This window comes from Ruegeria sp. YTSC106, assembly GCF_059609765.1.
Map to the genome: position 1 here is coordinate 1 of NZ_JBXWMI010000007.1, position 23,979 is coordinate 23,979.

The 23,979-nt window shown below is 60.9% G+C and carries 24 protein-coding genes and 4 pseudogenes; 20 read left to right on the forward strand and 8 right to left on the reverse strand.

The genetic code is table 11. The features are described 5' to 3' along the window. Positions 1-593: 593 nt before the first annotated feature. The 9 genes from AC2FEB_RS10980 to AC2FEB_RS11020 all read left to right on the forward strand — a co-directional run bounded on the left by AC2FEB_RS10980 (position 594) and on the right by AC2FEB_RS11020 (position 11,189). On the forward strand, positions 594-1,508 hold the full coding sequence (locus AC2FEB_RS10980) for a LysR family transcriptional regulator (RefSeq protein WP_496672523.1): 915 nt from the start codon (positions 594-596) through the stop codon (positions 1,506-1,508). Positions 1,509-1,630: 122 nt separating this feature from the next. Next, positions 1,631-3,709, forward strand: coding sequence for a hydantoinase/oxoprolinase family protein (locus AC2FEB_RS10985; RefSeq protein ID WP_496672520.1), 2,079 nt, complete (start codon positions 1,631-1,633; stop codon positions 3,707-3,709). Between the two features lie 11 nt (positions 3,710-3,720). Continuing rightward, on the forward strand, positions 3,721-5,430 hold the full coding sequence (locus AC2FEB_RS10990) for a hydantoinase B/oxoprolinase family protein (RefSeq protein ID WP_496884062.1): 1,710 nt from the start codon (positions 3,721-3,723) through the stop codon (positions 5,428-5,430). Next, a complete protein-coding gene (locus tag AC2FEB_RS10995; protein ID WP_496884063.1) occupies positions 5,430-6,647 on the forward strand; it encodes an NAD(P)/FAD-dependent oxidoreductase in 1,218 nt (405 codons plus the stop codon). The genes AC2FEB_RS10990 and AC2FEB_RS10995 overlap by 1 nt, the downstream gene beginning before the upstream one ends. After that, complete coding sequence (locus AC2FEB_RS11000; protein WP_496672511.1) at positions 6,647-7,420, forward strand: HpcH/HpaI aldolase family protein; 774 nt, start codon at positions 6,647-6,649, stop codon at positions 7,418-7,420. Before AC2FEB_RS10995 ends, AC2FEB_RS11000 begins: the two co-directional genes overlap by 1 nt. Continuing rightward, entirely contained in the window at positions 7,417-8,193 is a 777-nt protein-coding gene (locus tag AC2FEB_RS11005; protein WP_496672508.1) for an aminotransferase class I/II-fold pyridoxal phosphate-dependent enzyme, read from the forward strand. The genes AC2FEB_RS11000 and AC2FEB_RS11005 overlap by 4 nt, the downstream gene beginning before the upstream one ends. After that, entirely contained in the window at positions 8,193-9,029 is an 837-nt protein-coding gene (locus tag AC2FEB_RS11010; RefSeq protein ID WP_496672505.1) for an NAD-dependent epimerase/dehydratase family protein, read from the forward strand. Before AC2FEB_RS11005 ends, AC2FEB_RS11010 begins: the two co-directional genes overlap by 1 nt. A 15-nt stretch (positions 9,030-9,044) precedes the next feature. After that, on the forward strand, positions 9,045-10,214 hold the full coding sequence (locus AC2FEB_RS11015) for an aminotransferase class I/II-fold pyridoxal phosphate-dependent enzyme (RefSeq protein WP_496672502.1): 1,170 nt from the start codon (positions 9,045-9,047) through the stop codon (positions 10,212-10,214). 9 nt (positions 10,215-10,223) lie between these two features. Beyond that, positions 10,224-11,189, forward strand: a complete 966-nt coding sequence (locus tag AC2FEB_RS11020; RefSeq protein ID WP_496672499.1) for a Rossmann-fold NAD(P)-binding domain-containing protein — start codon at positions 10,224-10,226, stop codon at positions 11,187-11,189. A gap of 92 nt (positions 11,190-11,281) precedes the next feature. On the opposite strand, the pseudogene AC2FEB_RS11025 reads toward AC2FEB_RS11020, so the two are convergent. Further along, positions 11,282-11,473, reverse strand: a pseudogene (locus AC2FEB_RS11025) (integrase core domain-containing protein); the annotation flags it as partial. A 105-nt stretch (positions 11,474-11,578) separates the two neighbouring features. Here AC2FEB_RS11025 and AC2FEB_RS11030 point away from each other — a divergent pair. After that, positions 11,579-11,734, forward strand: a pseudogene (locus AC2FEB_RS11030) (IS3 family transposase); the annotation flags it as partial. A 16-nt stretch (positions 11,735-11,750) separates the two neighbouring features. Here AC2FEB_RS11030 and AC2FEB_RS11035 read toward each other — a convergent pair. The 3 genes and pseudogenes from AC2FEB_RS11035 to AC2FEB_RS11045 form a co-directional block, all read right to left on the reverse strand. Continuing rightward, positions 11,751-11,906: pseudogene (locus tag AC2FEB_RS11035) on the reverse strand (DUF2924 domain-containing protein); the annotation flags it as partial. Between the two features lie 52 nt (positions 11,907-11,958). Then, complete coding sequence (locus AC2FEB_RS11040; RefSeq protein WP_496672496.1) at positions 11,959-12,108, reverse strand: hypothetical protein; 150 nt, start codon at positions 12,106-12,108, stop codon at positions 11,959-11,961. Positions 12,109-12,144: 36 nt separating this feature from the next. After that, positions 12,145-12,282 (reverse strand): hypothetical protein, encoded by a 138-nt coding sequence (locus tag AC2FEB_RS11045; protein WP_496672494.1) that lies wholly within the window; start codon positions 12,280-12,282, stop codon positions 12,145-12,147. A 58-nt stretch (positions 12,283-12,340) separates the two neighbouring features. Between AC2FEB_RS11045 and AC2FEB_RS11050 the strand changes: the two genes are divergently transcribed. From AC2FEB_RS11050 to AC2FEB_RS11075, 6 genes and pseudogenes are all read left to right on the forward strand, one after another. Next, positions 12,341-12,868 (forward strand): DUF4142 domain-containing protein, encoded by a 528-nt coding sequence (locus AC2FEB_RS11050; protein WP_496672491.1) that lies wholly within the window; start codon positions 12,341-12,343, stop codon positions 12,866-12,868. Then, positions 12,856-13,215 (forward strand): cupredoxin domain-containing protein, encoded by a 360-nt coding sequence (locus AC2FEB_RS11055; protein WP_496884064.1) that lies wholly within the window; start codon positions 12,856-12,858, stop codon positions 13,213-13,215. Before AC2FEB_RS11050 ends, AC2FEB_RS11055 begins: the two co-directional genes overlap by 13 nt. Positions 13,216-13,360: 145 nt before the next feature. Further along, a pseudogene (locus AC2FEB_RS11060) lies at positions 13,361-13,498 on the forward strand (glutathione S-transferase family protein); the annotation flags it as partial. A gap of 15 nt (positions 13,499-13,513) precedes the next feature. After that, complete coding sequence (locus AC2FEB_RS11065) at positions 13,514-13,966, forward strand: glutathione S-transferase family protein (RefSeq protein WP_496884083.1); 453 nt, start codon at positions 13,514-13,516, stop codon at positions 13,964-13,966. Next, the gene (locus AC2FEB_RS11070) at positions 13,963-14,445 is read left to right on the forward strand and encodes a GNAT family N-acetyltransferase (RefSeq protein WP_496672485.1); all 483 of its coding nucleotides are present in this window, start codon (positions 13,963-13,965) and stop codon (positions 14,443-14,445) included. Before AC2FEB_RS11065 ends, AC2FEB_RS11070 begins: the two co-directional genes overlap by 4 nt. A gap of 103 nt (positions 14,446-14,548) precedes the next feature. Beyond that, the gene (locus tag AC2FEB_RS11075) at positions 14,549-15,025 is read left to right on the forward strand and encodes a hypothetical protein (protein ID WP_496672483.1); all 477 of its coding nucleotides are present in this window, start codon (positions 14,549-14,551) and stop codon (positions 15,023-15,025) included. A gap of 315 nt (positions 15,026-15,340) precedes the next feature. Here AC2FEB_RS11075 and AC2FEB_RS11080 read toward each other — a convergent pair whose 3' ends face one another. After that, positions 15,341-15,829: a GFA family protein gene (locus AC2FEB_RS11080; RefSeq protein WP_496672481.1), complete on the reverse strand. Its 489-nt coding sequence runs from the start codon at positions 15,827-15,829 to the stop codon at positions 15,341-15,343. 641 nt (positions 15,830-16,470) lie between these two features. Between AC2FEB_RS11080 and AC2FEB_RS11085 the strand changes: the two genes are divergently transcribed. After that, complete coding sequence (locus AC2FEB_RS11085) at positions 16,471-18,453, forward strand: phosphatase PAP2 family protein (protein ID WP_496672478.1); 1,983 nt, start codon at positions 16,471-16,473, stop codon at positions 18,451-18,453. A gap of 144 nt (positions 18,454-18,597) precedes the next feature. Then, the gene (locus AC2FEB_RS11090; protein ID WP_496884065.1) at positions 18,598-19,845 is read left to right on the forward strand and encodes a DUF8225 domain-containing protein; all 1,248 of its coding nucleotides are present in this window, start codon (positions 18,598-18,600) and stop codon (positions 19,843-19,845) included. A gap of 7 nt (positions 19,846-19,852) precedes the next feature. On the opposite strand, the gene AC2FEB_RS11095 is transcribed toward AC2FEB_RS11090, so the two are convergent. After that, the gene (locus AC2FEB_RS11095) at positions 19,853-20,794 is read right to left on the reverse strand and encodes a YcaO-like family protein (protein WP_496672473.1); all 942 of its coding nucleotides are present in this window, start codon (positions 20,792-20,794) and stop codon (positions 19,853-19,855) included. 68 nt (positions 20,795-20,862) lie between these two features. Here AC2FEB_RS11095 and AC2FEB_RS11100 point away from each other — a divergent pair, with 68 nt between their 5' ends. Both AC2FEB_RS11100 and AC2FEB_RS11105 read left to right on the forward strand, forming a co-directional pair. Then, complete coding sequence (locus AC2FEB_RS11100; RefSeq protein WP_496672470.1) at positions 20,863-21,174, forward strand: hypothetical protein; 312 nt, start codon at positions 20,863-20,865, stop codon at positions 21,172-21,174. A gap of 32 nt (positions 21,175-21,206) precedes the next feature. After that, entirely contained in the window at positions 21,207-22,826 is a 1,620-nt protein-coding gene (locus tag AC2FEB_RS11105) for a hypothetical protein (RefSeq protein WP_496672467.1), read from the forward strand. 7 nt (positions 22,827-22,833) lie between these two features. Here the strand turns inward: AC2FEB_RS11105 and AC2FEB_RS11110 are convergent, their stop codons facing one another. Both AC2FEB_RS11110 and AC2FEB_RS11115 read right to left on the reverse strand, forming a co-directional pair. Further along, entirely contained in the window at positions 22,834-23,217 is a 384-nt protein-coding gene (locus tag AC2FEB_RS11110; RefSeq protein WP_299644568.1) for a carboxymuconolactone decarboxylase family protein, read from the reverse strand. Between the two features lie 17 nt (positions 23,218-23,234). After that, positions 23,235-23,975: a sulfotransferase-like domain-containing protein gene (locus AC2FEB_RS11115; protein ID WP_496761294.1), complete on the reverse strand. Its 741-nt coding sequence runs from the start codon at positions 23,973-23,975 to the stop codon at positions 23,235-23,237. Positions 23,976-23,979 lie beyond the last annotated feature (4 nt).

The window sequence follows — 23,979 nt, forward strand, 5'->3', positions numbered from 1 at the left end:
GGATACATATCAGCGACTACCGCTAGCCACGCCGATATCTCACTTGCGAACAGCAGCCGGTACATACATTTGGGCTCAATGCGGTCGTTCGCTGCAACTTGCTTGAACGTCTACTTTGCGGACGAAGCGGACAAATAAACCATCCGGTTTTCCACTGCCCGACTCAAGCAAGTAGGCAACCTCTCAACCCTTTGAGCCAACAGGTCGCTTGCTCTTTGCATCGCGTCTTCGAGCTTTTGAATGTCGGCTTGACTCGACTGGGGCCGGTCGATTTTTATCGTTAGCTTTTCCAGCTTCGCGGTTAGTGGGAACAGTGGTTGGTAGTCGTCGTCGTTAACGCCAGTCAATGTATCAGAACCTATGTCAAACGCCTCGTCCCACTGAAGGGTGGTGAGAACCAGTTCTGCGCCTAGTTCCACGAAACGTTCAAAGATCCCGCCTTCGCCAACACATGGACACATCAAACAGTGCTGACTGGCATGGCGATCAAGGAGCCCTCGCAGCCCCCATATCGCGCGAGCGGGCCGAACCGTTCCCCTTCCGGCGTCAATCTGCCAAAATGAGGATAGATTTTTCTTATCCTTGAGAGCCGCATGATAAAAAGTCGGATCACCATCAAGCAATTGGAAGCTTTCGTCCTGGTGGTTGACGCCGGAACGTTTCGCAAGGCGGCGGCGGCACTAGGAACAACACAGCCGAATGTCTCGGCGCGGATTTCGGCGCTGGAGAAGTCTCTCGGGGTCGTTCTGATGCACCGGGATGCGGGATCGGTCCGGCTGACGAAGACCGGGGAGACGCTGGTCGAGGCGGCCCGACAGGTGATTTTGGCAGGCGAGGCGTTTCTCGAACAGGCCAACCGGCGGGATCTGATCAGGGAGCGGATGCGCCTGGGCGTAACCGAGCTGATCGCCTGCACATGGCTGCACGACTTTCTGCGCGCGTTCAGGGCGTCTTATGCATCGGTCAGCGTTGAACTAGAAGTTGATCTTTCGCGCGAGATCGACCGTGGCCTTGTCAGCGGGCAACTGGATTTGGCGTTGCAGACAGCACCATTTTCCAGCGAATTGCGCGGGACGATCCCGCTTGGCAGTTACAGCTACGTCTGGGTTGCCACGCCGGAAATGGCACAAGGTATTGGCGGCAATATCGGGCTCGCCGACCTGTTTGCCCATCCTGTCCTGACCCATGCGCGGCACACCGTGGCCGTGCGTGAGCTGGCCGAAATTGCCGATCACAACGGCCTGTCGCGCGATCGGGTTGTGCACTCGAGCAGCCTTGCGTCCTGCGTGCCGATGGCGGTGGACGGGATGGGCATCGCGCTGTTGCCCAGGGCGATCGTGCAGGAGGCTGTTGCCGAGGGCCGGCTGGTCGAACTCAACTGCGACTGGACGCCCAGCCCCTTGCAGGTCTTTGCGCGCTATGACGACCGGCGCGTGCCGCGGTTCGTGCGCTATGCCGCCGAACTCGCCCGGCTGACGGCCGAGGCGGCCAAGGATAACACAACATAACCACAACAAGAAAAAATTCCAATTTTTGGTTTTCCTCAGCAGGCCCTAAGACTGGGCGCCGAGGGCCGAGCGGGGTCGATCCCCGCCCCCGCTTGCTCTGGTTGGTCGAAAGGAAACACGGGATGAACAGGCGTGCGATCCGGCTTGGTGCGGATATTGGGGGAACGTTCACGGATGTCGTGCTTGAAAAAGGGGATGACATCTTTTCCACCAAGGTGCTGACCACCTATGCCGCGCCCGAAAACGCGATCATCGACGGGATGCACCAGGTCTGCGCCAGGGCCGGCATCACGCCCGGTGAGATCGGGCAGATCATCCACGGCACGACGCTGGCCACCAACGCGCTGATCGAGCGGCGCGGAGCCAGGACGGCGCTGATCACCACGCAAGGCTTCCGCGACGTGATTGAAATGCGCACCGAAAGCCGGTTCGAGCAATACGATCTGAACCTGACCCTGCCAGAGCCGCTCTTGCCGCGGCAGTCCCGGTTTACCGTGAATGAACGGGTGAACGCGCGTGGCGAGGTCATGGTGCCTCTGGACCGCGCCGAGGTCGAGGCGCTGGCCGCGCGGATCGAAAAGGCGGGTTTCGAAAGCGTCGCGGTGGGCCTCATCCATTCCTACCTGAACCCGGCGCATGAGCAGATGGTGCGCGAGGTTCTCACCGAGCGCCTGCCGCATGTCTCGGTGTCGATCTCGTCCGAGGTCAGCCCGCAGATGCGTGAATACGAACGGTTCAACACGGTGGTGGCGAACGCCTATATCAAGCCGCTGATGGCCTCCTACCTCGGCCGGCTGGAAGAGGGGTTGCGCGGCGAAGGCGTAAACTGCCTCGTCTTCCTGATGCATTCGGGCGGCGGCATCATCTCGCTTCAGAACGCCGCCGATTTCCCGGTGCGGCTGGTGGAAAGCGGTCCGGCGGGGGGCGCGGTCTTTGCCGCCCATATCGCCGCGCGTTACGGCATCGACAAGGTGCTGAGCTTTGACATGGGCGGCACGACCGCCAAGATCTGCCTGATCAAGAACCAGACGCCCAAGACCAGCCGTGTGTTCGAGGTCGCGCGGACCTACCGGTTCAAGAAGGGGTCCGGCATGCCGATCTCGATCCCGGTGATCGACATGGTGGAGATTGGTGCGGGCGGAGGTTCGTTGGCCCATGTGGACGACATGCGCCAGATCCGAGTCGGGCCCGAGAGCGCGGGCTCCGAACCCGGCCCGGCCTGTTATGGGCGCGGTGGCACGCGGCCTGCGGTCACGGACGCAGACCTTGTTCTGGGCAAGCTGGACCCGGACAATTTCGCTGGTGGGGCGATCAAACTGCACCCCGACCAATCGCAAACGGCGCTGACCGCCCATGTCGGCGACACGCTGTCGATGGACACCATCGAGGCCGCCTTTGGCGTGGCCGAGGTCGTCGACGAGAACATGGCCAACGCGGCCCGTGTTCACGCGGTCGAGAATGGTGAGGATCTGTCGGAATACACCATGATAGCCTTTGGCGGTGCGGCGCCGCTCCATGCCGGGCGTTTGTGCGAAAAGCTCGGTGTCGACCGCCTGATCGTGCCGCCCGGTGCCGGGGTCGGTTCGGCCATCGGGTTCCTGCGCGCGCCCTACAGCTACGAGGCCAACCGCTCGGTCTACATGAAACTCAGCGGTTTTGACCCCGCGCGGATCAAAGCGCTGCTGACAGAGCTGAAATCCGAGGTCACGGGCTTCGTGCGGACTTGCGACGAGACCTCGGAGATCCTTTCGGAATTCAAGGTCTACATGCGGTATGCCGGACAGGGCTGGGAAATTCCCATCGCGCTGACGGAAGAACAGGCCATTAATCCCGATGCTGCGACCTTCCTGGCACGCTTCGAAGAGGACTATGCCAAGCTCTTCGGCCGCACGGTCGCGGGTCTGGATGTCGAGATCACCGTCTGGTCGGTCAATGCGACCACACCGCCTGAAGCCGTCGCGCCTGTGGCCGCATCGGCCGGCGAAAGCACCGCCGTCGCGCAAGGCCGGCGCCGGGTGTTCGATGCCGCGTCCGGGGCCTTCGTCGAGGCCCAGGTCATCGACCGGGTGACCATGCAGACCGGCCAGCGCGCCAACGGCCCCGCCGCCGTGACCGAGGCCGAAACCACCATCATCGTTCCCGCAAGCCGCGACGCGATCTGCCAGCCCGACGGCTGCATCGACGTCGTGACCAAGGGGTAAGGAGCGCCGACATGACAAAGCAACATTCAAAGGTCGCCTATCAGGTCATGTGGAACCGGCTGATCTCGGTGGTCGAGGAACAGGCGCAGGCGCTGGTGCGCACGGCCTTTTCGACCTCCGTCCGGGAGGCCGGCGACCTGTCCGCCGGGGTCTATGACACCCACGGCAACATGCTGGCGCAGGCCGTCACCGGCACCCCGGGGCATGTCAACGCGATGGCTGACGCCGTGGCGCATTTCATCCGCCGCATCGGGCGGCAGAACATATTCGAGGGCGATGTCTACATCACCAACGACCCGTGGGAGGGCACCGGCCACCTGCACGACATCACCATGGTCACGCCGTCGTTCCACAACGGCGTGCTGGTAGGGTTCTTCGCCTGCACCGCGCATATCGTCGATATCGGTGGGCGCGGCTTCGGAGCGGACGCGGCCAGCGTCTATGAAGAAGGGCTTTATATCCCGATCATGAAATTCGCCGAGCGGGGCGAGGTGGACGAAACGCTGGTGCGGATCATTCGCGGCAATGTGCGCGAACCCGACCAGCTGATCGGCGACATCTACGCGTTGGCCACCTGCAACGAGATCGGCCACCGCCGCCTGATAGACATGATGACCGAGTTCGATCTGGATGACCTGGATGGCATCGCGGCGTTCATCCTTGAAAACTCGCGCCGCGCCACGCTGGAAGCGATTGCCGCCCTGCCACGAAAATTCGCCGAAGGCGAAATGACGGTGGACGGGTTCGACGCGCCGATCACGCTGAAAGTACGCGTCACGGTGCACGAAGACCGCATCGTGTCGGATTTCACCGGCTCCTCAGGGCTCGACAAGAAGGGCATCAACTGCCCGCTGGTCTATGCCAAGGCCTATGCGTGTTATGCGCTGAAGGTCGCCATCGCGCCCTCGATCCCCAACAACGCAGCCTCATTGGCCCCGTTCGAGATCACGGCCCCGGAAAACACCATCGTCAACGCGCTGCACCCCGCACCCGTCGCGCTGCGCCACATCGTCGGTCACTTCGTGCCGGACACGGTCTATGACGCATTCGACAAGATCGTGCCGGGTCTGGTGCCTGCCGAAGGGGCTGGATGCCTGTGTAATTTTCAAGTCTCGCTGCGCCCGCGCTCTGACGCGCCGACTCTAGTCGACGCACGGCGCGCCGAGGTGCTGACCTTCAATTCCGGTGGCTCCGGCGCGCGGCCCGAGCTGGACGGGCTTAATGCAACCGCCTTCCCTTCGGGCGTGATGACCATGCCGATCGAGGCAACGGAACACGCGGGGCCCGTGATCATCTGGCGCAAGGAGCTACGCCCCGACAGCGGCGGTGCGGGCAAGGCGCGTGGCGGGCTGGGCCAACACATGGAGGTCGGCGCAATGGAAGGCCACGAGTTCGACATCCAGGCGATGTTCGATCGGGTCGAACATCCCGCGCGCGGGCGGCGCGGGGGCATGGCCGGGGCCTGCACCACCATCGCGCTGGACGATGGCACGCCGATGCGCGGCAAGGGCAAGCAGTTCGTGCCCCACGGGCGCCGCGTCGTGATGGCTTTCCCTGGTGGCGCGGGCTATGGCTACCCTGCCGAGCGGCCGCGGGATATGGTCCTGCGCGATCTGGCGCGGGGATACATCTCGGCAGAAACCGCAGCGCGGGATTACGGCCTGACGGCCGATGACATCAAGGCGGTCGAGGATGCCGTCGCAAAAGGGGAGATCGCCTGATGGCCGGACAAACGCAAAGCCCGAAACAGGCCCAGTATGACGTAGTGATTGTCGGCGGGGCGATCATGGGGGCCTCGACCGCCTGGTTTCTGAGCGACAACAAGGATTTCTACGGCTCGGTTCTGGTGGTGGAACGCGACACGACCTACCAGGCCTGCTCAACCGCCCACACCAACAGCTGCATGCGCCAGCAGTTCTCGGCCGAGCTCAACGTGCGGATCAGCCAGTTCGCGGCGGATTTTGTCAAGAACCTGCGCAGCTACATGGGCGGTGACGAACGGGTGCCGGAACTCAGCATCCGCAATTTCGGCTACATGTATCTGGCCGACAATGACGCCTTCGCCAATGTCCTGCGTGAAAGCCACAAGGTTCAGGTCGCGGCGGGGGCAGGCACGCAGTTGATGACGCCCGACCAGATCAGGGCTGCCTATCCCTTCTACAATGTCGATGACATCGTGCTGGGCTCGATCAACACGGTGGACGAAGGCTTCTGGGACGGGTCGGCCGTGTTCGACTGGTGGCGACGGTCCTCGCGCGAACGCGGCGTGGAATATGTCGAGAACGAGGTCGTGGCGATGACGCTCAACCCCGCCGGTACGCGTGTGGACAGCGTCACGCTGAAATCGGGCGAGGTGATTGCCTGCGGCCATGTGGTCAACGCCTCGGGCCCGAGAGCGGCGCGCACCGCAGCCATGGCCGGCATCGAGACCCCGGTGGAGCCGCGCAAGCGCTATTCCTGGATTTTCAAGGCCGAACAGCCGCTGGAGATGGATCTGCCGCTGACCATCGACCCATCCGGCGTGCATGTGCGCGAAAACGGCGGCGGCACCTATCAGTGCGGCGGCCATTCCGAGATCGACCCGGCGGTGGACTACGACGATTTCGCGATGGATTTCTCGCTGTGGGAAAACCACGTCTGGCCGATCCTTGCCACCCGAATCCCGCAGTTTGAGGCGATCAAGGTGCAATCCGAATGGGCCGGGCATTACGCCATGAACACCTTCGATCACAACGCAATCTTGGGGCCGCACACGAAGGTGGAGAACTTCCTCTTCCTCAACGGATTCTCCGGCCACGGGCTGCAACAATCCCCTGCGATGGGGCGCGGTACGGCGGAATGGATCACCTATGGCGGCTATCGGGCGCTTGACCTGACGCCCTTCAACTACGAGCGCATCCCCAACCACTGCCCGATCATTGAAAAGGCCATCATCTGATGCAGCTTGCCGCCAATCCCTTTACAGCAGCGCTCACGGCGGGGCGCAAACAGGTCGGCCTGTGGATCAGCCTTGCGAGCAATTTTTCGGCCGAGGTCGTAGCGCCCGCGGGCTATGACTGGGCGCTGATCGACATGGAACACAGCCCGAACGACTATTTCAGCACTCTGGGGCAGCTTCAGGCTTTTGCCGCCAGCGACACAACCGCCATCGTGCGTGTCGAATGGAACGACCCGGTGGCGGTCAAGCGGCTACTGGATCTGGGCGCGCAGGGGCTCTTGTTTCCGATGATCCAGACGGTCGAGGAAGCGCGCCGCGCGGTGGCCGCCACGCGCTATCCGCCCAACGGGACCCGTGGTGTCTCTGGCGCGACGCGGGCGACCAAGTTCGGGCGGATCAGCGACTATACGGCGCGCGTCGAGGCGGAAACGGCGGTGCTGCTGCAGCTGGAAACCCGTGCGGCCGTTGAACAGGCCGAGGCGATTGCCGATGTCGAAGGCGTCTCTGGCATCTTCTTCGGCCCGGCGGATATCGCGGCCGACATCGGCAAGCTTGGCAAGCCGATGGACCCCGAGGTCTGGGCGCTGATCAAACCGGCGGCGCAAAAGCTGATTGCCAAGGGCGTGCCGGTCGGAACGCTGGTGTTGGACCCGGGCTTTGCAACCGAGCTTTTGAACGAGGGCTTTACATTTGTGGCCTGCGGCACCGATGCCTCGATCCTGGCCCGCGGCGCCGACGCGCTGCTGGTGCAGGTGCGCGGAGGCATGGCATGATCGCGCTGTCGTCGCGGCTGGATCCGGTCAAGCCTTCGGCGTCAGCCTGGGTCAGTCAGGCGGCGAAAGAGGCCCGTGTGCTCGGCGAGGATGTGATTGACCTCGGGCTCGGCGAGCGGGATTTCGACACGCCCGAACACATCAAGCACGCCGCCCATGCCGCTGCCATGGCTGGACAGACGAAATACCCGCCCACCAGCGGCACGCTGGCACTACGCAAGGCGGTGGCCGACAAGCTGCGTCGTGAGAAAGATCTCGCCCATGGCGTTGACGAGTTCATCGTCGCCAACGGCGCCAAGCAGGTGATCTTCAACGCGATGAGGGCCACGCTGGAGGACGGCGACGAGGTCCTGCTCTGCGCGCCCTATTTCGGCCAATACAAGGATATCGTTCTGATCCTTGGCGGCAGGCCCGTCACGATCCCTTGCGTGGCCGAAAACGGGTTTCGGTTACAACCCGGAGACCTTGTCCGCGCCATCACGGCGCACACGCGCTGGATCATACTGAACCTGCCCTCCAACCCCGCCGGCGCCGTTTACTCCGACGACGATCTGCACAGCTTGGGCGTGGTGCTGGCCGACCATCCGCAGGTGATGATCCTGTCGGACGAAATCTATGAGCACATCCTGTTCAACGGGCGCAAGTTCCCCTCTTTCACTGCGATCAACTCGGACTTCAAGGACCGCACGCTGACGGTCAACGCCGTTTCCAAGGCCTATGCGATGACCGGCATTGCGTCAGCGGTCGCCCAACTTGAAAAGGAATCCAACTGATGAAGAAACTCGTCCTGACAGGCGCCGCCGGGCGGCTTGGCTCTTACTTGCGCGAACCGCTGACCATGATGTGCGACCAGCTTGTCTCGACCGACATCGCGGACGATATCGGCACGCTTTATGACGGCGAAACCTATGCTAAGGCGGATCTTGCCAGCCTTGACGACATGATGCGCGTGCTGGAAGGCGCCGACATGGTCGTGCATATGGGCGCCTATGCGGACGAAGGGCCGTTCGAGAAGCTTTTGGGGCCGAATTTCATCGGCGCCTACAACATCTGGGAGGCCGCGGCGCGCAACGGATTGCGGCGGGTGGTCTATGGCAGTTCCATCCACGCTGTCGGAATGCACCCCACGACCGATTTCATCGACACCGAGGTTCGCCATCGCCCCGATACCTTCTACGGGCTGGCCAAGTGTTTCGCCGAGGATCTGGGATCGCTTTACTGGGACAAGCGCGGGCTGGAAAGCGTGCATATGCGCATCCTCTCCTGTGCGCAGGTCACCAGTGCCCGCGCGCTTGGGTCTTGGCTGTCCTATGATGACCTGATCCAGCTGGTGCAGCGCAGCATCGAAACACCGGTGACCGGGTTCGCCGTTGTTTACGGGGTTTCCAACAACGACCGCTGCCCGGTGGACAACAGCAAGGCCAGCTTCCTTGGCTATCGCCCGAAGGACAATGCCGAGCAATTCGCCGAACAGATCCTGGCTGAGACGCCTCCGCTGGGCCCGCGGGACCCCGGTAACACGTGCCACGGCGGACCATTCGCGGCGGTGGAATTGGGCAATAGCGGCCTTGCCACGATGAAAATCGTGGACGATACGAAAAAGACCTGAAGGAAGGACCACTCGATGACGGCACCCCGCCCGATGCGCGATTTCGGCCTGGAAGTGTTCTTCTCGGAATGGGAATTCACCACCCGCCACCACATGACGGCCTCGGACCTGGAAAGCATGTCGGTGCCGGACCTGTTGGCACTTGCCACACCCGAAGATCGGGACGCCTATGAAAAGCTCTGGCTCGGCTATACCGAGACATGGGGGGCGCCGGCCCTGCGGGCGGAAATCGCGGCAACCTATGACGGACTGGCGGCCGAGAATATCCTGTGCCTCGCGGGCGCGGGCGAGGGGCTTTACGCGGTGTCCAAGGTTCTGCTGGATGGCGCGTCCCATGCCATCGTGCCGACCCCGAACTACCAGAGCGCCGAGACCATTCCGCTGTCGGTCTGCGACGCCACTGGCGTGCCCATGCACCGGACGCAGATGAAAGGCGGCTGGCGGGTTGATCTTGATGACATCCGCGCCGCGATCCGCCCGAACACGCGGCTGCTATCGCTGAACTTTCCGCACAACCCGACCGGCATGCTGATGCCGCGCGACGATCTTCAGGCACTGATCGACCTTGCCCGCGAGCATGGCATCTGGATCCTGAGCGACGAGGTCTATCGCGGCGTCGAACTCGACCCCGCCGACCGGATGCCTCAAATCGCCGATATCTACGAACGCGGTATTTCGCTCAATGTGATGTCCAAGGCCTATGGCCTGCCGGGCCTGCGCATCGGCTGGATCGCGGCGCAGGACAGGGACTTGCTGCAACGGGTCGAACGCTACAAGCACTACCTGTCGATCTGCAATTCCGGCCCCTCTGAGGTGCTGGCCCTGATCGCGCTGAAGGCGCGCGAGCGGATCCTTGCGCGCAACCACGCGCTTCTGTCCCGAAACGTTGTGGCGCTGGAACGGCTCTTCGCCGATTTCCCGGGCTTGATCGAATGGACGCGCCCCCTGGGCGGGTGCGTGGCCTTTCCGCGCTTTGTCGGGCCGGAAGGGGGCGATGCGTTTTGCTGCAAACTGCTGGAAGAAAGCGGTGTGCTACTATTGCCCGGCGCGATCTATGCTTCGGAGCTGACCGAGATCCCGCAGAACCATTTCCGCATCGGTTTCGGCCGCGAACAGGTGTTCGAAGACGGTTTGGCCGCGATGCGTGCGCATTTCGAAACCCACTACGCCGATTTCCGGGCCTGAGGCAGCATCATGAGGATTGTGGCACTGGACGAATTGCGGGAGCTGATCGACATGCCCGCTGCGATTGCGGCGGTGCGGCAAGGGTTCATCGACATGGCAAACGGGCTGATCGACCAGCCCGAGCCGATGCAGTTCCTGTTTCCGGGAGCGGTTGGCGAGCTGCTTGGCGATTGCCACATCAAGGGGGCCAAGGCCAAAGGCCGGCCGTGGTTCGTCGTCAAGCTTGCCACCGGGTTCTACCGGAACCCGTACCGGGGCTTGCCTGTGAATAATGGTCTGGTTCTGGTCTTGTCTTCGGAAACTGGCCGCCCTGTTGCGATCCTGCAGGACGAGGGCTGGCTGACCCAGATGCGCACGGCCGCAGCCGGCGCACTGGCGGCCGCGCTGAAGCCGGAAGAACGAGAGGCCACGCTGGGTATCGTTGGAACCGGCACACAGGCCCGCCTGCAAGCCGAGGCGATCCGTGCCGAGACCGGGATCTCGCGCCTGATCGTGAAAGGGCGCTCTCCCGAGAGCATGCGCACCTATGTCACTGACATGGAAGAGAAGGGCTTTACCGTCTCGGTCGCATCCACCGGGCGCGATCTCTGCCATGCTGCGGATATTGTCGTGACCACGACCCCGGCCACATCGCCGGTGCTTCACGCGGATGATCTGACGGACAGGCTCCATATCGTGGCGGTGGGTGCCGACAGTCCCGGCAAGATCGAACTGGCCCCCGAGGTATTGGCGCGCGCCGCCATCATCGCCACAGACAATCACGCGCAATGTCTGCATCACGGCGATTTCGGCGCCGCCGTGCGCGCCGGGTGCGTTTCAGATATGGCAGATCTGTCCCTTTGCGACATTCTTGCGGGCAAGTCGGAGGGGGCAAATTTTGCTGACGCTAGCCTTTCCGTCGTGGATCTGACAGGGCTTGGGGTCCAGGACCTGGCAATTGCCTCGGCTGTTGCATCAAGCCTTGGTGAGCCATAAGGGTCTCTCAGCTATATGCTGGATGCCCGCGCTGCTTCCCGGCGGCGCAGCCTGGGTCCAATCGGCTCACTTCTGACTGGGCGCAACCTTCGTCACGTAACGCGAAAGATGCGCGAAAAATGACCCGCTCCCCAAAGAGCCCGCGTTGACTGGTTAGCTCTGTTCGGGTTTTGGTCCACGGCGGACCGGTTAGCATATTCCTTTGGTGTCAACCCACTCAGGCTGGAATGCGGGCGGTATTGGTTGTAGTCGTCGCGCGATGCCGCAATCAGATGGCGGGCATGCCCGTCCGAACCCGAGGGTAGAGGCAGTTCCTCGCGCACGTAGAAGACGGTGCGTAGGATCCGCATGAAGCCGTAGTTCCTGTGGAGATCTTAGTTCAAAAGCAGAAGCTTTGCACAACGATGAAGGCGAGCGATGTCACTGACACGCCGGAGTTGGCATAGGACGCTTCAGGCCGCAACAACGCTACCGGTGTGCACAAGAGGAAGCTGCTCAGCGACAACGGCTCGTCTTACGTGGCGGCTGATCTGGCAAGTTATCTTTAGGACAAGGGCATGGATCTTGTCCGCGGTGCGCCAGTCGGCTCTCGAAATAGCGACGATTGAATGGCGGCGGCTCGCTGTCGAGCAATTCGCGCCATTGTTGCTTCAGGTCTGGCGTGGACTTGGTCTTGAGTGCGGCCACGCGGGCGGGAATAGGATCTTGATTGGTCATGTATTTCTCCGTCGAGTTGGAGTTGCATGACGTCATTCGCCGGCCGGATAGCTCAGCTCGGCGTACTGCGGAGGTCGGACATCTTGAGCGCGGTCAGGTCGCCTTGAGCCAGATGCGCCGGTTCCGGGAGCCCCGCCACCCACACCAGAGCCTCGACCCGATGCGCGAAATGAAAGCGCGCCACGTCGCGGAAGGCCGGCACGCGCACCCCCTGGGGATCGGTGAAGCTGGTGCGGAACTAGAGCGTGCCGAGCAGCGACAAGCGGGTAAGGATATCGCTGAGCAGGTCTAACATGGTTTCCATGATTGTCGGGTTCTCACCGATGTCCAGTTCTTCGGACGATCGAGCATGGAATACGGACTTGGCAGCATTCAAACGCCGGAGATCCTCGGGCAGATCGGAGGAACCGAAACCACGAAACGGAGAATGACCGATGAAGACTATGACCCTTGCCCTCGGCCTTGCCCTTGCCAGCGGCGGTCTCGCTGCCCATGCCGCGGAGCCGATGAACGACCTCGAGATCGCCCACACCGCCTACACCGCCGGCGGTCTCGACATCCGCTATGCCCATTTGGCGCTGGCGATTTCCGAGAACGAGTCGGTGCGAGAGTTTGCGCAGACGATGATCCGTGACCATTCGGCGGTGAACGAGGCTGCGGGCGCGCTGATCGCCGAACTGAACGTGACCCCGCAGGACAACGCCCTTTCCCAAGCTCTTGTAGAGGGTGCCGAGGCCAAGCGTGCGGAGTTGATGGCGCTCAGCGGGAAGGCCTTCGATTGCGCCTATGCGACGAACGAGCTGGGCTATCATCAGGTCGTCAACCAAACCGTCGCCGAAAGCTTCATCCCGACGGTCACGGTCGAACCCCTGAAGGCATTGCTAGAGGATGCGCTTGTCACCTTCCGTGTGCATGAGCAGCACGCCGAACGGATGGTTGCGAGTCTGTCATGCATCGGCTGACGCGACGTGACTTTGGCCGGGGCCTGGGCTGTGCCGTCGCCCTGGCCGGGTCGGCCCCACGCGTGCTAGCCCACGACGGCCCACACGAGGTCGAGGTCCGCATTTCCCGATTTGCGTTCGAACCGGCACTGGTCGAGATCGCGATGGGCGACACCGTTGTCTGGATCAATGACGATCCAGCACCCCACACCGCCACAGCGGCCGACAGCTCCTGGGACACCGGCGAGATGACGCGCGACACCCGCGCCGCGATCACCTTCGACCAGCCGGGCGAACACCCTTACTTCTGCATCTTTCACCCGCAGATGCAGGGCACGGTGGTCGTTCGATCCGAATCCAACCTCTGAAAAACCTGGTTCATGCAGGTAAACTGCCATGAACCGGTTGAATAACGAGGCTGCTATCATGACCGAAAACCTGACGCTGGTCAGCCATGTGCTCTGCCCATATGTCCAGCGCGTCGCTATAGCCTTGGCGTAAAAGGGCGTCGCCCATGACCGCGTGACTGTGGACCTTGCCGACAAACCCGGCTGGTTCCTCGAGATCTCGCCGCTCGGGCGGACGCCGGTGCTGAAGGTGGGCGATGCAGCACTGTTCGAATCCGCCGCGATCCTGGAATATCTCGAAGAGACCCGGCCCAAACCCCTGCACCCGGCCGATCCGATCGACCGAGCGCGCCATCGCGCCTGGATCAGCTTAGGTTCGGAATGCCTGGGCGACATTGCCGGGTTCTATTCGGCCCGCGACGACGCAACGCTGGAGGCCACGGCCGGCAGACTGCACGCGCGTTTCCGGCTACTGGAGGATCAGCTTGGCGATGGCCCGTGGTTTGCGGGCGCACGGTTCAGCCTTGTTGACACCGTCTTTGCGCCGGTCTTCCGATACTTCGATACTTTCGACCGCATCGCGAATTTCGGTGTGTTCGACGGGCTTGCGAAGGTGTCGCAATGGCGCGCGACACTGGCGGCGCGTCCATCAGTCCGCGACGTCGTGTCATCGGACTACCACACGTTTCTTGCGGCTTTCCTGCGCCGTCGCGAAAGCGCGCTGTCGCGCTGGATGACCGAGGGGGGATCGAAGGCCCGGTTGTCGACATGAGCCTTTCCCACGACATACGCTTTGGTCGCCTGACCGAGGTCGCAATCGCCGATCTCGTCGCGCATATGTCGGACCCGCGCCTGCGCGAGCACATGCCCTTGCTGAAAGGCCCTTGGGGCGAAACGGACGCACGCGCCTTCGTCGCCGCCAAGGAGGCCTGCTGGGCGCGTGACAGTCTCGGCCACTGGGCCTTTTTCGCCGGGGAACGCTATGTCGGCTGGGGTGGCTTCCAGAAGGAAGGTTCCGAGTGGGATTTTGGTCTGGTCCTGCGCCCGCAGGACTTTGGCCTTGGCGCGTGCATCACCCGGCAGGCGCTTGAATTTGCGCGCCGGGAACCGAACATTCCATACGTGACATTTCTTCTGCCACCCAGCCGAAGGAGGCTGGGTGCACTGACTCGCTTGGGCGCGCGGGCATGCGACCCGGTTCAATGTGCGGGAACGTCCTTTCTGAAATTCTGTTTAAAGGCAGACAGTTAATCTTGTCATAATGTCACTCGCCGCCCTCGCGGCCAGGCGCGATCCCTCGTTCGGACCCTGCGGCAACTCGGCTCGGCTCAGAACGCCTGCCCCCTGTGGAGTGATGCACAAGCCGCTTCGGATACGGGCCGGCGCCGCACCCTTCGGGGCAGACGCTGTCGCCCAAAACCGGTGTGCCGTCGGGCTCGTATCCGGTTACGACGGGTGTCCACCACCAGACGGGATTGGCTTCGAAGCTTTCTCGCTCGTCGAGCCGGTCCAGCAGGGCCGCGATCTTGGCGAACCTTTCGAGCCCGACGTCGATGTCCAGCGGCCGTGCCTGAATGAAATGGACATGAGCGGCAAGAAAGATGCCCTGGATAGAGACACTTCCGGGCAGGAAACCCTCGGCGGGCGCGCCGATCTGCCTCTCGAGCCTTGCCAGAATGTGATGGAGCTTTTCGGCCGATCGCGCCAGGTGGCTGTTGTCGCTGACCCGAACCCCGGCCAGGTCATCTGGGAAATCGTCGTTGCCGCGGTGCCGAAGGTCTGGATGGTGGCCAGGATCATCTTGTCGCGCCAGAGGGGCTTGGGCCGGTAGGCCAGAGCGGCCAGTGACGGAGTTGCCGCCGGTCTTTCAGGATAGGTTTGCAGCAGGTATTCGGCGATCAGCCCGTTTTCCAAAACGCGTGACCGCACCGTCCCGAAGGATGGGCACCTGCAGGGTGGGCGCCGAGGCCGGATCGTCGGCCCCGGGGGGCCGAAAGCGCCTCGTTGCGGTCATAGTCGAGTCCGAGTTCGTCAAGCAGGATCCGCACGCCACGCGCGAAGGGGGACCCGGAGGTATAGAGCAGGCTTCGCATCGCGTCACCCGCTGCCGGAAGGCGCGCCTCGCCTGTCGAGGCGATGGGGCTGATCAATGGCTGCCGATGACATGGCAGCTCTCGAATATCGTCGCGTTCTGCGGTTGACCGTCACTCGTCATCGCATGTTCGACAAAGGCCGGCAGGCCGGGCGGGATGACCGTTTCGACACGGGCGACACCAAGGAAGATGTGCTTGGACGTTTCCGGTTCGATCGGAAACCAGCAGGGGTAATCGAACGTGCCGGCATAGATGCCGATCGCGCCGGGGAAGCGTTCGAAACTCAGCCACAGCCTTGTGCCGCAATCGGCGCAGAAATGGATATGGACGGTCTTGCCCGACCCGGCCGAGACCTGGTCATAGACCTTGGGCGTCCCGGTCAGGATCTCCAGCGCCGCCTCGTCGAAAATCGGTTCGACCATGTAGGCCGAGCCGGTCGCCTTCTGGCAGAACCGGCAGTGGCAGATCGTGACTCGGCTTGGCGGTGCCGATACCGCATAGCGAATGCTGCCGCAAAGGCAGCCCCCTTCCTGTCTGGTCATCATCTTCTCCTTTTGCCGCCGAAGTGTCTTGCCCGTTATTTTCCCCGGGCTTCTTCCTTTCTGCCAATTCTCGTGTGTCATGAGATTTACGACAAGTCGTTTCACCTTCGAGCTCCGCCAGCGCGAAGGCAAAGAGATCCGAGATCACATTCGCGGTCGAATTTTGGAGTTCTGCACAGTTCTTGGGGAATACGCCCGAAAGTTTGGTTTGGCTCCAGAGCAGGACTGCTCCGGCCATGCGACAGAATTGTCGTGGATCGTTGAAGGTCTGATTGGTTCGACAGTCGCTTCCTCTCCAATTGGCCCCTACAAGTGAATCCAAACAAACGATAACAGTGACTTATCAGCCAGAGAACGTTCGACTCTGGTCCCGTCCGCTCCGACACTCAACATTCTTTTTCATTCTGTCCGGTGCGTGCAGGTCGAAGCTGTCAGAGCCCTTGATGCCGATTTGCACTAGGTATTGCATCTTCCCGAAAGATTAGAGGGCAACGGTCGCGCGTAGTCTCTGTGCCGCGAGTCCCCTTAATCGTAAGGCCGTCTCAAGGTGTTTCAGAACAAGAAAAACCCTTTCCGAATTACCGGTCACGATCCGGTAACGGCTTCATGCGAATCGTTGTTCGGTAGATCGGGAGAACAACATGCCGCAACATACTGTTCCATCTGAACCCTGGCAGGGCCTCGAGACGCGTATCCAAGGATTGGGCCGGGATCGGTGTCATTCGAACGCGCCGGTTGGAATCCGGGAGAGGGCGGCCGAAGAACATAACGGCGAAACAGATTTGTTTGCCGGGATTTGGCCCACGAGCTTTTCGAAGGGCTTGCGGCATGACGAAAATGGTATTGTCGACGCGCAGGTTTATACCGAATTTCTGGAAGAAGTGGCTGACCCTACCTGCACCGACAATTATGGAAACAGGCTGACGCTGTTTGATACACCAGCCTATTCCGGGCCCTTCCGCACCTCGCCATCAGAGGGTGGTGAATTTCGATGGCGTGCGTGGGAAGGGCCAATCCTGGGTCACCGGTTGGGTCTGAATGGTTTGGATGCCGGCGTTTTGGGTATCGCTCCGGCACCCAGGCTTGGATCAGATGAACTTGCGGCAGAAATGGCTGAACTCTATGCGATGGCCTATTTGCGGGATGTGCCGTTTGAAACCATTCGAGAAGGTGCCGAGGTATCCGACAAAGTGGTAGGCGCCCTTGGCAAGTTGGAGTGGTTCCGTGAAGACGGTTGTCCAAAGGACGCCAACGGCGCCGAGATCGGTAAAGTACCTTCGGCACGCCGGGTTCGAGATGGCCAGGGTCTGTCTTCCCGAACCTTGTTCCGCGGCTCGAGCCAAGGCTGCTTGGAAGGGCCATACGTGTCGCAGTTCCTTTTACAGGGGCATGACACGCTGACGTCAGACCAAGCGCATGCGCAAGGGCAGCGGTTGGCAAAAACAACGGCATCAGGGGCAATGCCATTTGGTGCATTGCGGCTTGACCAAAGGGTTGCTCCTCAGGCTGTTGGCGTGGATTATTTGCGGGACTGGGCCGAATGGCTGGATGTTCAGAACGGGGCAGACACAGCCGGCGAACAAGCCTTTGAGACGTGTGGCCCGAAGTTCATTGAAACGCCGCGTGACCTTGCAACCTATGTACATTTTGACACGATCTATCAGGCTTTTTTCAACGCTTGCCTGTTGATGTTGGGCCGAGGTGTTGACGCAGATGACGGTCTGCCTGAGGGTGGGCACTCCTGCGCGAATGGTGCCAAGGCTGATTGGGGCGGGACCCATGTGCTGTCAATGCTGGCGGAAACTGCGACCAGGGCGTTGCGGGCCGTGCGACGCCAAACCTTTCAGGTGCACAACCGTGCCCGCCCTGAAAAGCTAGGCAATATTGCTACTCTGGTGGCGAATGGCCATGGCGCGATGCTTGGAACAGCCAAGCCGTTTGCCGTAGCGCATCTGAAGAAATTGGAAAGCGTCGCCAGCGAAGACTTCAGTCTGATGGACGCCATTGCCGCTGCACCGTCCATCAGGCGGTTCGCGCACAACGCGGTGTCTCATAATGGGCTGCCGAAAATCGATTGCAACTTGCTGTTGCCAATTGCGTATCCAGAAGGCTCACCGATGCAACCGTCCTACGGCGCGGCGCATGGGGCAGTTGCCGGGGCGTGCGTCACATTGCTCAAGGGGTTTTTCCGGACCCATGCGCTGGACGGGTCCCGGGTGTCTTTGGCCGAGGCGGGTATGCCGCGCGTTTTTGTTCCGGCTGCAGGCGGCAAAACACTGATTGATTCTGAGCGACCAGACGACAGCTCAGAGAAACTGACGCTGAATGGCGAACTGAACAAATTGGCTGCGAATATCGCGATCGGGCGCAGTTTTGCAGGGGTTCATTTCTACAGCGACTACTTCGACAGTGTCCGAATGGGTGAACGCGTTGCCGTCGGCATTTTGGCCGAGCATATGGCGAACTTCCGGGGCACCGCGAAAATGTCGCTCGAAACGTTTGATGGAGATCGCCTCAGCATCGTCAGCGGTCGCTCCTCCGGTAGTGAAATTCATATCGCGAACAGTACGCCTGAACTTTGGTGGACCCGTCATTTGCCTGAACAGGCGGGCTGGGCAGGATGAAGGTGCCCGCCCCATGACAGGTCGTTTTTCATGATGCTCCCGTATTCGTCACCCGCCGGGACCCTCCCATTGGAAATGAAACCACGCGGGCATAGGCCTCTGACTTTCCATTCTTGTATTTCTGATGCCCAACGGTGTTCGTTGATGTCTGTATTTCAATCGCCTGGACTTGCCGATCAGCGCGCGAACGACGCTGCCCTGTCAGCGTGGAATTCAAGCATTCAGAACACTTTTGAAAGGCAAGGCGTCAGCCCTTTTCTGGTCATGGATCCGCGTGACATCGAGGCGGGCCAGCAATCGAATCGGTTCAGATGGCGCGCCAGTCCACGAGAGCCGCGGGATTGTCTGGGCGATGAACTGGCAGCTCGCCTGTCAGACCAAGGCTGGTCCAGCAGGGTTGAACTGCACAACGAATACCTTGAATACGCGCTGGTAATGCGACCCGATGCCGGCGGCAGAATGCGTCCGAAGCGTTTTGTGGCCACCACCGAGTTGATGGAATGGTGGCGAACCATGGCGGCCTTCGATCTCGATCACTTCCTGTCGGTGGTCGCGTCGGCGTCCGGGCGCTTCTACTCCTGCAAGGACCTGTTTGAAGTCTCACGGTCGGTATGGACGTCGATGGATTTTTCCGAGCGCGCGGCCCGTTTTCACAAAAGGCTGGTGGGTACGGATTACGCGCATCCGCCGGAACATCCATTGAATATCCAGCATGTTTTGTTTCTGGCCAAGGATACGAACAGTTTGACCGATCTGATCCGGACCATGCACTTATTCTCGTTCCCTTACGTCGTTAAGAATGGCGATAGCAGGCGGCGTGCCCGACCCGAAGAAGTGCTTGATTTCGCGAACCGGAAAGATCTGTACTGCCGGCATGCCGGGCTCTGTTTGGCGAGCGATACGCTCGAACTGGCCGTGGGAAAAGGTGGTAAGTCACCTACAGGCAAGGCAATGGCATTCTCTGATCCGCTTGGGCTTTACTTTCGGGCGTTCCAAACTTCAGAACTGTACTTGGGCGAGCACAAGGTGCCTCTGGACTGGGTCCGGTTCGGGCGCGGCGCACCTGGAATGCCCATGCGCCTTGACTTTGGGCCTGCCGACGATGATCCCCGGTTTCTGGACGATATCATGCTGGGAACAGGCACATCGGCGCGCCCGGTCTCGGGCTATACACTCGCCAGTCTGATCGAGGTTGGACCCATGATCACAGTTGCTGCCAAACCACGCGTGATCACCCGTGTCGAATTTGTTGAAATCCCGCATGTTGACCCGGGACGGTTTGTCTGCGGCTCGCCCGAGACCCAGCGTTGCAGGCAGCTCTCGGAATTCGCGGATCGTTGCGAAGCAGGGACCAACCGCAACACGACGCGCTTTCGTAAAGACGGATCCTGACAGGTGCTCAGACTGGCACGGCTTTGACCACTGGCAGCGGGATTTCAGGTGCCGTCATATCAAAAATCGCAACCGGACGACCGACTGCACTGCTTGCGGCCGTCAATACAGTCGTCAGCGACGGGTTCGGGGTCTTCCATGCCTGAACGTCGAACAACTCTGTCGGTGCTGTGGGCCGGTCATTTAGCGCGCCGCGATAAAGCCGGAATAAACGTGCCTGCTCGGCATCCATGCCGTGATCCGTCACGCCGTTATTATCAAGCATCACCATGTTGCGCCAGGACACCACCGCCTCGGATGCTGCGTGCCAGACGCCCTGCGCCAGATTTGCGGAAAGCGCCGATCCATAGGTGGGCCTGCCGCCATCCGCGTCTGCGCAAACCGCGCGTAGCAGAAGGCCGATGCCCGGGACTTCGAGGGTGTGAATGCTCAGTTGCCGCAGTTGAACATTCAGCCACTGCGTCAAATCGTGGGGCAGTGCAGTCTCCGGCACCAGATGGTCAAATCCGTGTGATCCAAGAGCGTGTTCCAAACACTCCAGCGCCGCCCAAAGGGCGGCGGCTTCGTGTGTTGGACCGGCAGCGGCACCTTTCGAAGTGACCGTTCCGTCGTTGCCCGGAACACCCAGTGCAAGCGCTTCGGTTGACATCCCATGGGATGCACCATCCGACGCGATCAGGCTTTCGCGGGTTTGTGGTGCTTCGGTACTGTATTGCAAGGCATAGCGCTCAATCGCCTCAAACCCGGCCAGCCGCGCCGCCTCCTCCGGTGTGCGGCCGGTGCCGAAAGACACGCGATGGCCCATCCCGCCCTTGGGGGGCAGAGTCCCGTTGCGCAGCTCGATCAAGCGAAAAGCCGCGTGGATTGGCGCACCCTTGGGGAATTCGGCAAACGAGGGTTCGGAAATTAGCCGAGCAGTTTCAGCGCGTTCAATCAACATGTCGGTCATTTTCGTTTCCGGATAAGCATGTAACGGGGTATACAAATGGGCATTGTTGTTTGAGAAGGAGATTTTACATGGCTCGTTTGACAATCAACCCGAATTATTCATTGAAAGACTTGGGGTGTGAAGTTCTGAATGCCGCGCGCGGCCGTGCGCTTGGGTCGCAAGATGATCAGGATGCGGCGGAACGCAAAATTCAAGAAATCCTGGCGGACAGTGGTAACCCAGAGGTCAGGTTTGTCTATGACACCAAGGATGTGGTTCATATCGTTGTTCCGGACCTGAGTGACAAAAAGCCGGATCCGAACCCCGATCACGAGTCATGGTGCTGCAAACTTGCCTATGAAGCGATGGGCGGTATCGTCATTTTTGGATGCAGCGGTTAACGACAACCCCCGAACGCTTTTGAGGGCCGTTAGTGACTGAGGCAAGAACCAAGGTTTTTTTGACCGGACCGTTTCAGATTATTTGCGACGACGGTCAGGATGTGACGCCTCGGGGCACCAAAGCGAAAGCTCTTCTTGCTTTGGTGCTTCTGTCGAAAACCGCGATACGCAGCAGGGCTTGGTTGCAGGACAAGCTCTGGAGCGAGAGTTCGCCCGCACAAGGCGCGGCGTCGTTGCGCAAAGAGCTTAGTGTTCTCAGCAAACGCTTTTCCAAGCATAAAGTTGATTTTCTTGAAGTAACCCGTGAAACGGTGTCGATCAATCTGGCAGCAGTCGAGGTTGATCTGTTTGACGAGCAGCTCAGTTCAGACCGCGCTGAGTTGCTGGAAGGGTTGGACGTTGCCGACCCCGAGTTCGAGGCATGGCTGACGGTTGAGCGGCAGGCTTATTGGGACATCGATACAGAGTCAGACGGTCCGGTTCTGGCGGGCCGCGGTTTGCCGGTGCATTGGGGGCGTTTGCGTCCAGCGGTTGTTGTAGAGCCTTTTGAAGTTGTCGGGGAAACGCCGGATATCAGCATCGCTGCATCCTCCATACGAGACGAGCTCATGTTTCTTCTGGGCACAATGTCCGACGTGATCGAGCTTCGTGACGCGCGCAGGCAGGAAGGCCCGGTTGAAGGCTATGTTCTCAGCGGCAGTGTGGTCGGTGCAGAAGGCCTGCGGGTGGCCGCTCAACTGACGTCAACCGCGGATCAGGTTTGCCTGTGGACACAGCGGTTCCGCTTTCGCGCAAAGGAAACATTCGACGCGGTCGAAGAAATCGCCATGAAGGTCGTCGAGGCGCTCCAACTGCGATTGCGCGACGGGTATTGGTCAGAAATCTGGTCAGGTCGTGCCACATCGACCGAGGCTTGGTCGGCGTTCCAGAAGGCCCGCATTCTGGAAAGTCAGGCAACAGAAGACGGGTTGCAGGATGCCATCCGTCAATATCGCGCCTGTCTGGAGTTTGACCCGGGATACCTTCCGGCACGTGTCGCGATCGGTTTCTGTCATTTGGACATGATCCGCCTAGGCATGGATGCAAACCCGACCGAGGCGCTGGCAATGGTAGAGGCCGAATGCAAGAAGCTGTGCAATCTGAACCCAACGGACCCGTACTGCTCGGCCCTCCATGCCTTCACCCACAGTGTTGCTGGCAACACGTCAGAGGCTTGCAGCTTGATGCTTGCCGTCGTGGAACGTTTCAGCGGAAGCCCGGAATTGTTGGGATATTACGGCATCCTGTTGGTGTATGATGACAGGGCTGAAGAAGGCGTTTCGGTCTGCAAGAAAGCGCTGGCATTGACGCCGCATCCCCCTATTTGGATCGAAGCAAACCTGGCAATTGCAATGATGATAACCGGGGACAAGGCCGCGTGGCAGCATGCCCATAACGTGTTGCGGGTTGACCCCGGACGCGTTCGTCCCAGGGTCGTGCTGTGCATGCTGTCCGCCGCCGCCGGGAACCATTCCCTGGCGCGTCGACATGCCCGACAGATTCTGGAATTGCAGCCGGGCTTTACCGCCGAGCGCTGGGCCTGGCCCGGCTGTTTCAAGAACAGGCGACACTACGAAGAAGGCGTGCGGCTCTTGTCGGCGGCTGGTCTGTGACGGTTCGTCAGGTTTCGTCCAGCACCTTGCGGGCCACGCGAAAACACTCCAGCGCTTGAGGAACGCCGCAATAAATCCCGATCACGTGGATGATGGCGCGGATTTCTTCCTTTGACACTCCGTTGTTGATGGCGCCCCGGCAGTGGATTTCCCATTCATGCATCTTTCCCAGCGCACCGATCATCGAAAGGTTCATCATCGACCGGGTCTTGGCGTCAATCACGTCGTCGCCCCACCCAAACCCCCAGCACCAGGCCGTCATGGCTTCCTGAAACGGGCGGGTGAAGTCGTCGGCGGCAGCAAGGTTTTTCTCCACATACTCTGCGCCCAGCGTGTTCTTCCTTTGCTCCAGTCCTTTCAGAAACAGGTCTTCGTCGAAAATGTCGGCCATTGCGGGTCTCCGATGTGTCAGTGTGTCAGGCGGTGTTTGTAAAGGTGATCGTAATGCGGTTTCATCCTGCGGTGCACCTGTTTCACACGGTCTGGCGCGTCCGCGATGTCGATATGCGTGCGTGTCTGCGGCGCAAGCCCGGTCGATTTCGCGAGGTTGCCATGGAACGACCCGCCGTCCCACCAACTGAGGGCGGACGGATCACCGCCCGGTTCCCAGCTCAGCGCCTGTTCGATGAACGGAATTCCCACCGCGTCACAGAAGGCCCGGGTCATGCCGTGTGGATCTTCCAGCAGGTCATCGCTGTCAATAACCGGCGGCGGAGTTCTGTTCAGTGCGGTCAACAGATCGAACAGGGCACGCTGTTCGGGAAAGCCAACCTCGCCTTCGGCAAAGTCCGGCCATTGCTTGTACATCGAAGTGATGGTCTTGGCCGGGTCCCGGATCAGGAAGGCGTGGGTGAAATGCGACAGAAACTCGGCATCCCACATGTGGTTGATGTAATGCGGAAAGTCCTTGAGGAAGACCGGCCCCCGTTTCGCCCGCTGCTGAATGTCCAGCCACGCGCTGTCCAGTGTCAGGCCCGGTGTTGTCACATCACCCGGTTGGAACCGATGCCAAAGCGGGTTCTCTCCCTGATACCACGCCTCGCCAAAGGGCTCGTGCAGGCAGTCGAGATCACCGCGTTGTCGCATCATCCACTCGAACGCAGTTGACGTGGACCTGGGCACGGCCCAGAGCGCGAGGATTTTGTGCATGGTC

Coding starts and splice junctions, on each gene's coding strand:
- AC2FEB_RS11110 (WP_299644568.1), bottom strand. CDS start 23,217: ATGGCCGACATTTTCGACGAAGACCTGTTTCTGAAAGGACTGGAGCAA.
- AC2FEB_RS11010 (WP_496672505.1), top strand. CDS start 8,193: ATGAAGAAACTCGTCCTGACAGGCGCCGCCGGGCGGCTTGGCTCTTAC.
- AC2FEB_RS10995 (WP_496884063.1), top strand. CDS start 5,430: ATGGCCGGACAAACGCAAAGCCCGAAACAGGCCCAGTATGACGTAGTG.
- AC2FEB_RS11015 (WP_496672502.1), top strand. CDS start 9,045: ATGACGGCACCCCGCCCGATGCGCGATTTCGGCCTGGAAGTGTTCTTC.
- AC2FEB_RS11070 (WP_496672485.1), top strand. CDS start 13,963: ATGAGCCTTTCCCACGACATACGCTTTGGTCGCCTGACCGAGGTCGCA.
- AC2FEB_RS11085 (WP_496672478.1), top strand. CDS start 16,471: ATGCCGCAACATACTGTTCCATCTGAACCCTGGCAGGGCCTCGAGACG.
- AC2FEB_RS11115 (WP_496761294.1), bottom strand. CDS start 23,975: ATGCACAAAATCCTCGCGCTCTGGGCCGTGCCCAGGTCCACGTCAACT.
- AC2FEB_RS11005 (WP_496672508.1), top strand. CDS start 7,417: ATGATCGCGCTGTCGTCGCGGCTGGATCCGGTCAAGCCTTCGGCGTCA.
- AC2FEB_RS10985 (WP_496672520.1), top strand. CDS start 1,631: ATGAACAGGCGTGCGATCCGGCTTGGTGCGGATATTGGGGGAACGTTC.
- AC2FEB_RS10990 (WP_496884062.1), top strand. CDS start 3,721: ATGACAAAGCAACATTCAAAGGTCGCCTATCAGGTCATGTGGAACCGG.
- AC2FEB_RS11075 (WP_496672483.1), top strand. CDS start 14,549: ATGCACAAGCCGCTTCGGATACGGGCCGGCGCCGCACCCTTCGGGGCA.
- AC2FEB_RS11080 (WP_496672481.1), bottom strand. CDS start 15,829: ATGACCAGACAGGAAGGGGGCTGCCTTTGCGGCAGCATTCGCTATGCG.
- AC2FEB_RS11020 (WP_496672499.1), top strand. CDS start 10,224: ATGAGGATTGTGGCACTGGACGAATTGCGGGAGCTGATCGACATGCCC.
- AC2FEB_RS11050 (WP_496672491.1), top strand. CDS start 12,341: ATGAAGACTATGACCCTTGCCCTCGGCCTTGCCCTTGCCAGCGGCGGT.
- AC2FEB_RS11095 (WP_496672473.1), bottom strand. CDS start 20,794: ATGACCGACATGTTGATTGAACGCGCTGAAACTGCTCGGCTAATTTCC.
- AC2FEB_RS10980 (WP_496672523.1), top strand. CDS start 594: ATGATAAAAAGTCGGATCACCATCAAGCAATTGGAAGCTTTCGTCCTG.
- AC2FEB_RS11000 (WP_496672511.1), top strand. CDS start 6,647: ATGCAGCTTGCCGCCAATCCCTTTACAGCAGCGCTCACGGCGGGGCGC.
- AC2FEB_RS11100 (WP_496672470.1), top strand. CDS start 20,863: ATGGCTCGTTTGACAATCAACCCGAATTATTCATTGAAAGACTTGGGG.
- AC2FEB_RS11090 (WP_496884065.1), top strand. CDS start 18,598: ATGTCTGTATTTCAATCGCCTGGACTTGCCGATCAGCGCGCGAACGAC.
- AC2FEB_RS11055 (WP_496884064.1), top strand. CDS start 12,856: ATGCATCGGCTGACGCGACGTGACTTTGGCCGGGGCCTGGGCTGTGCC.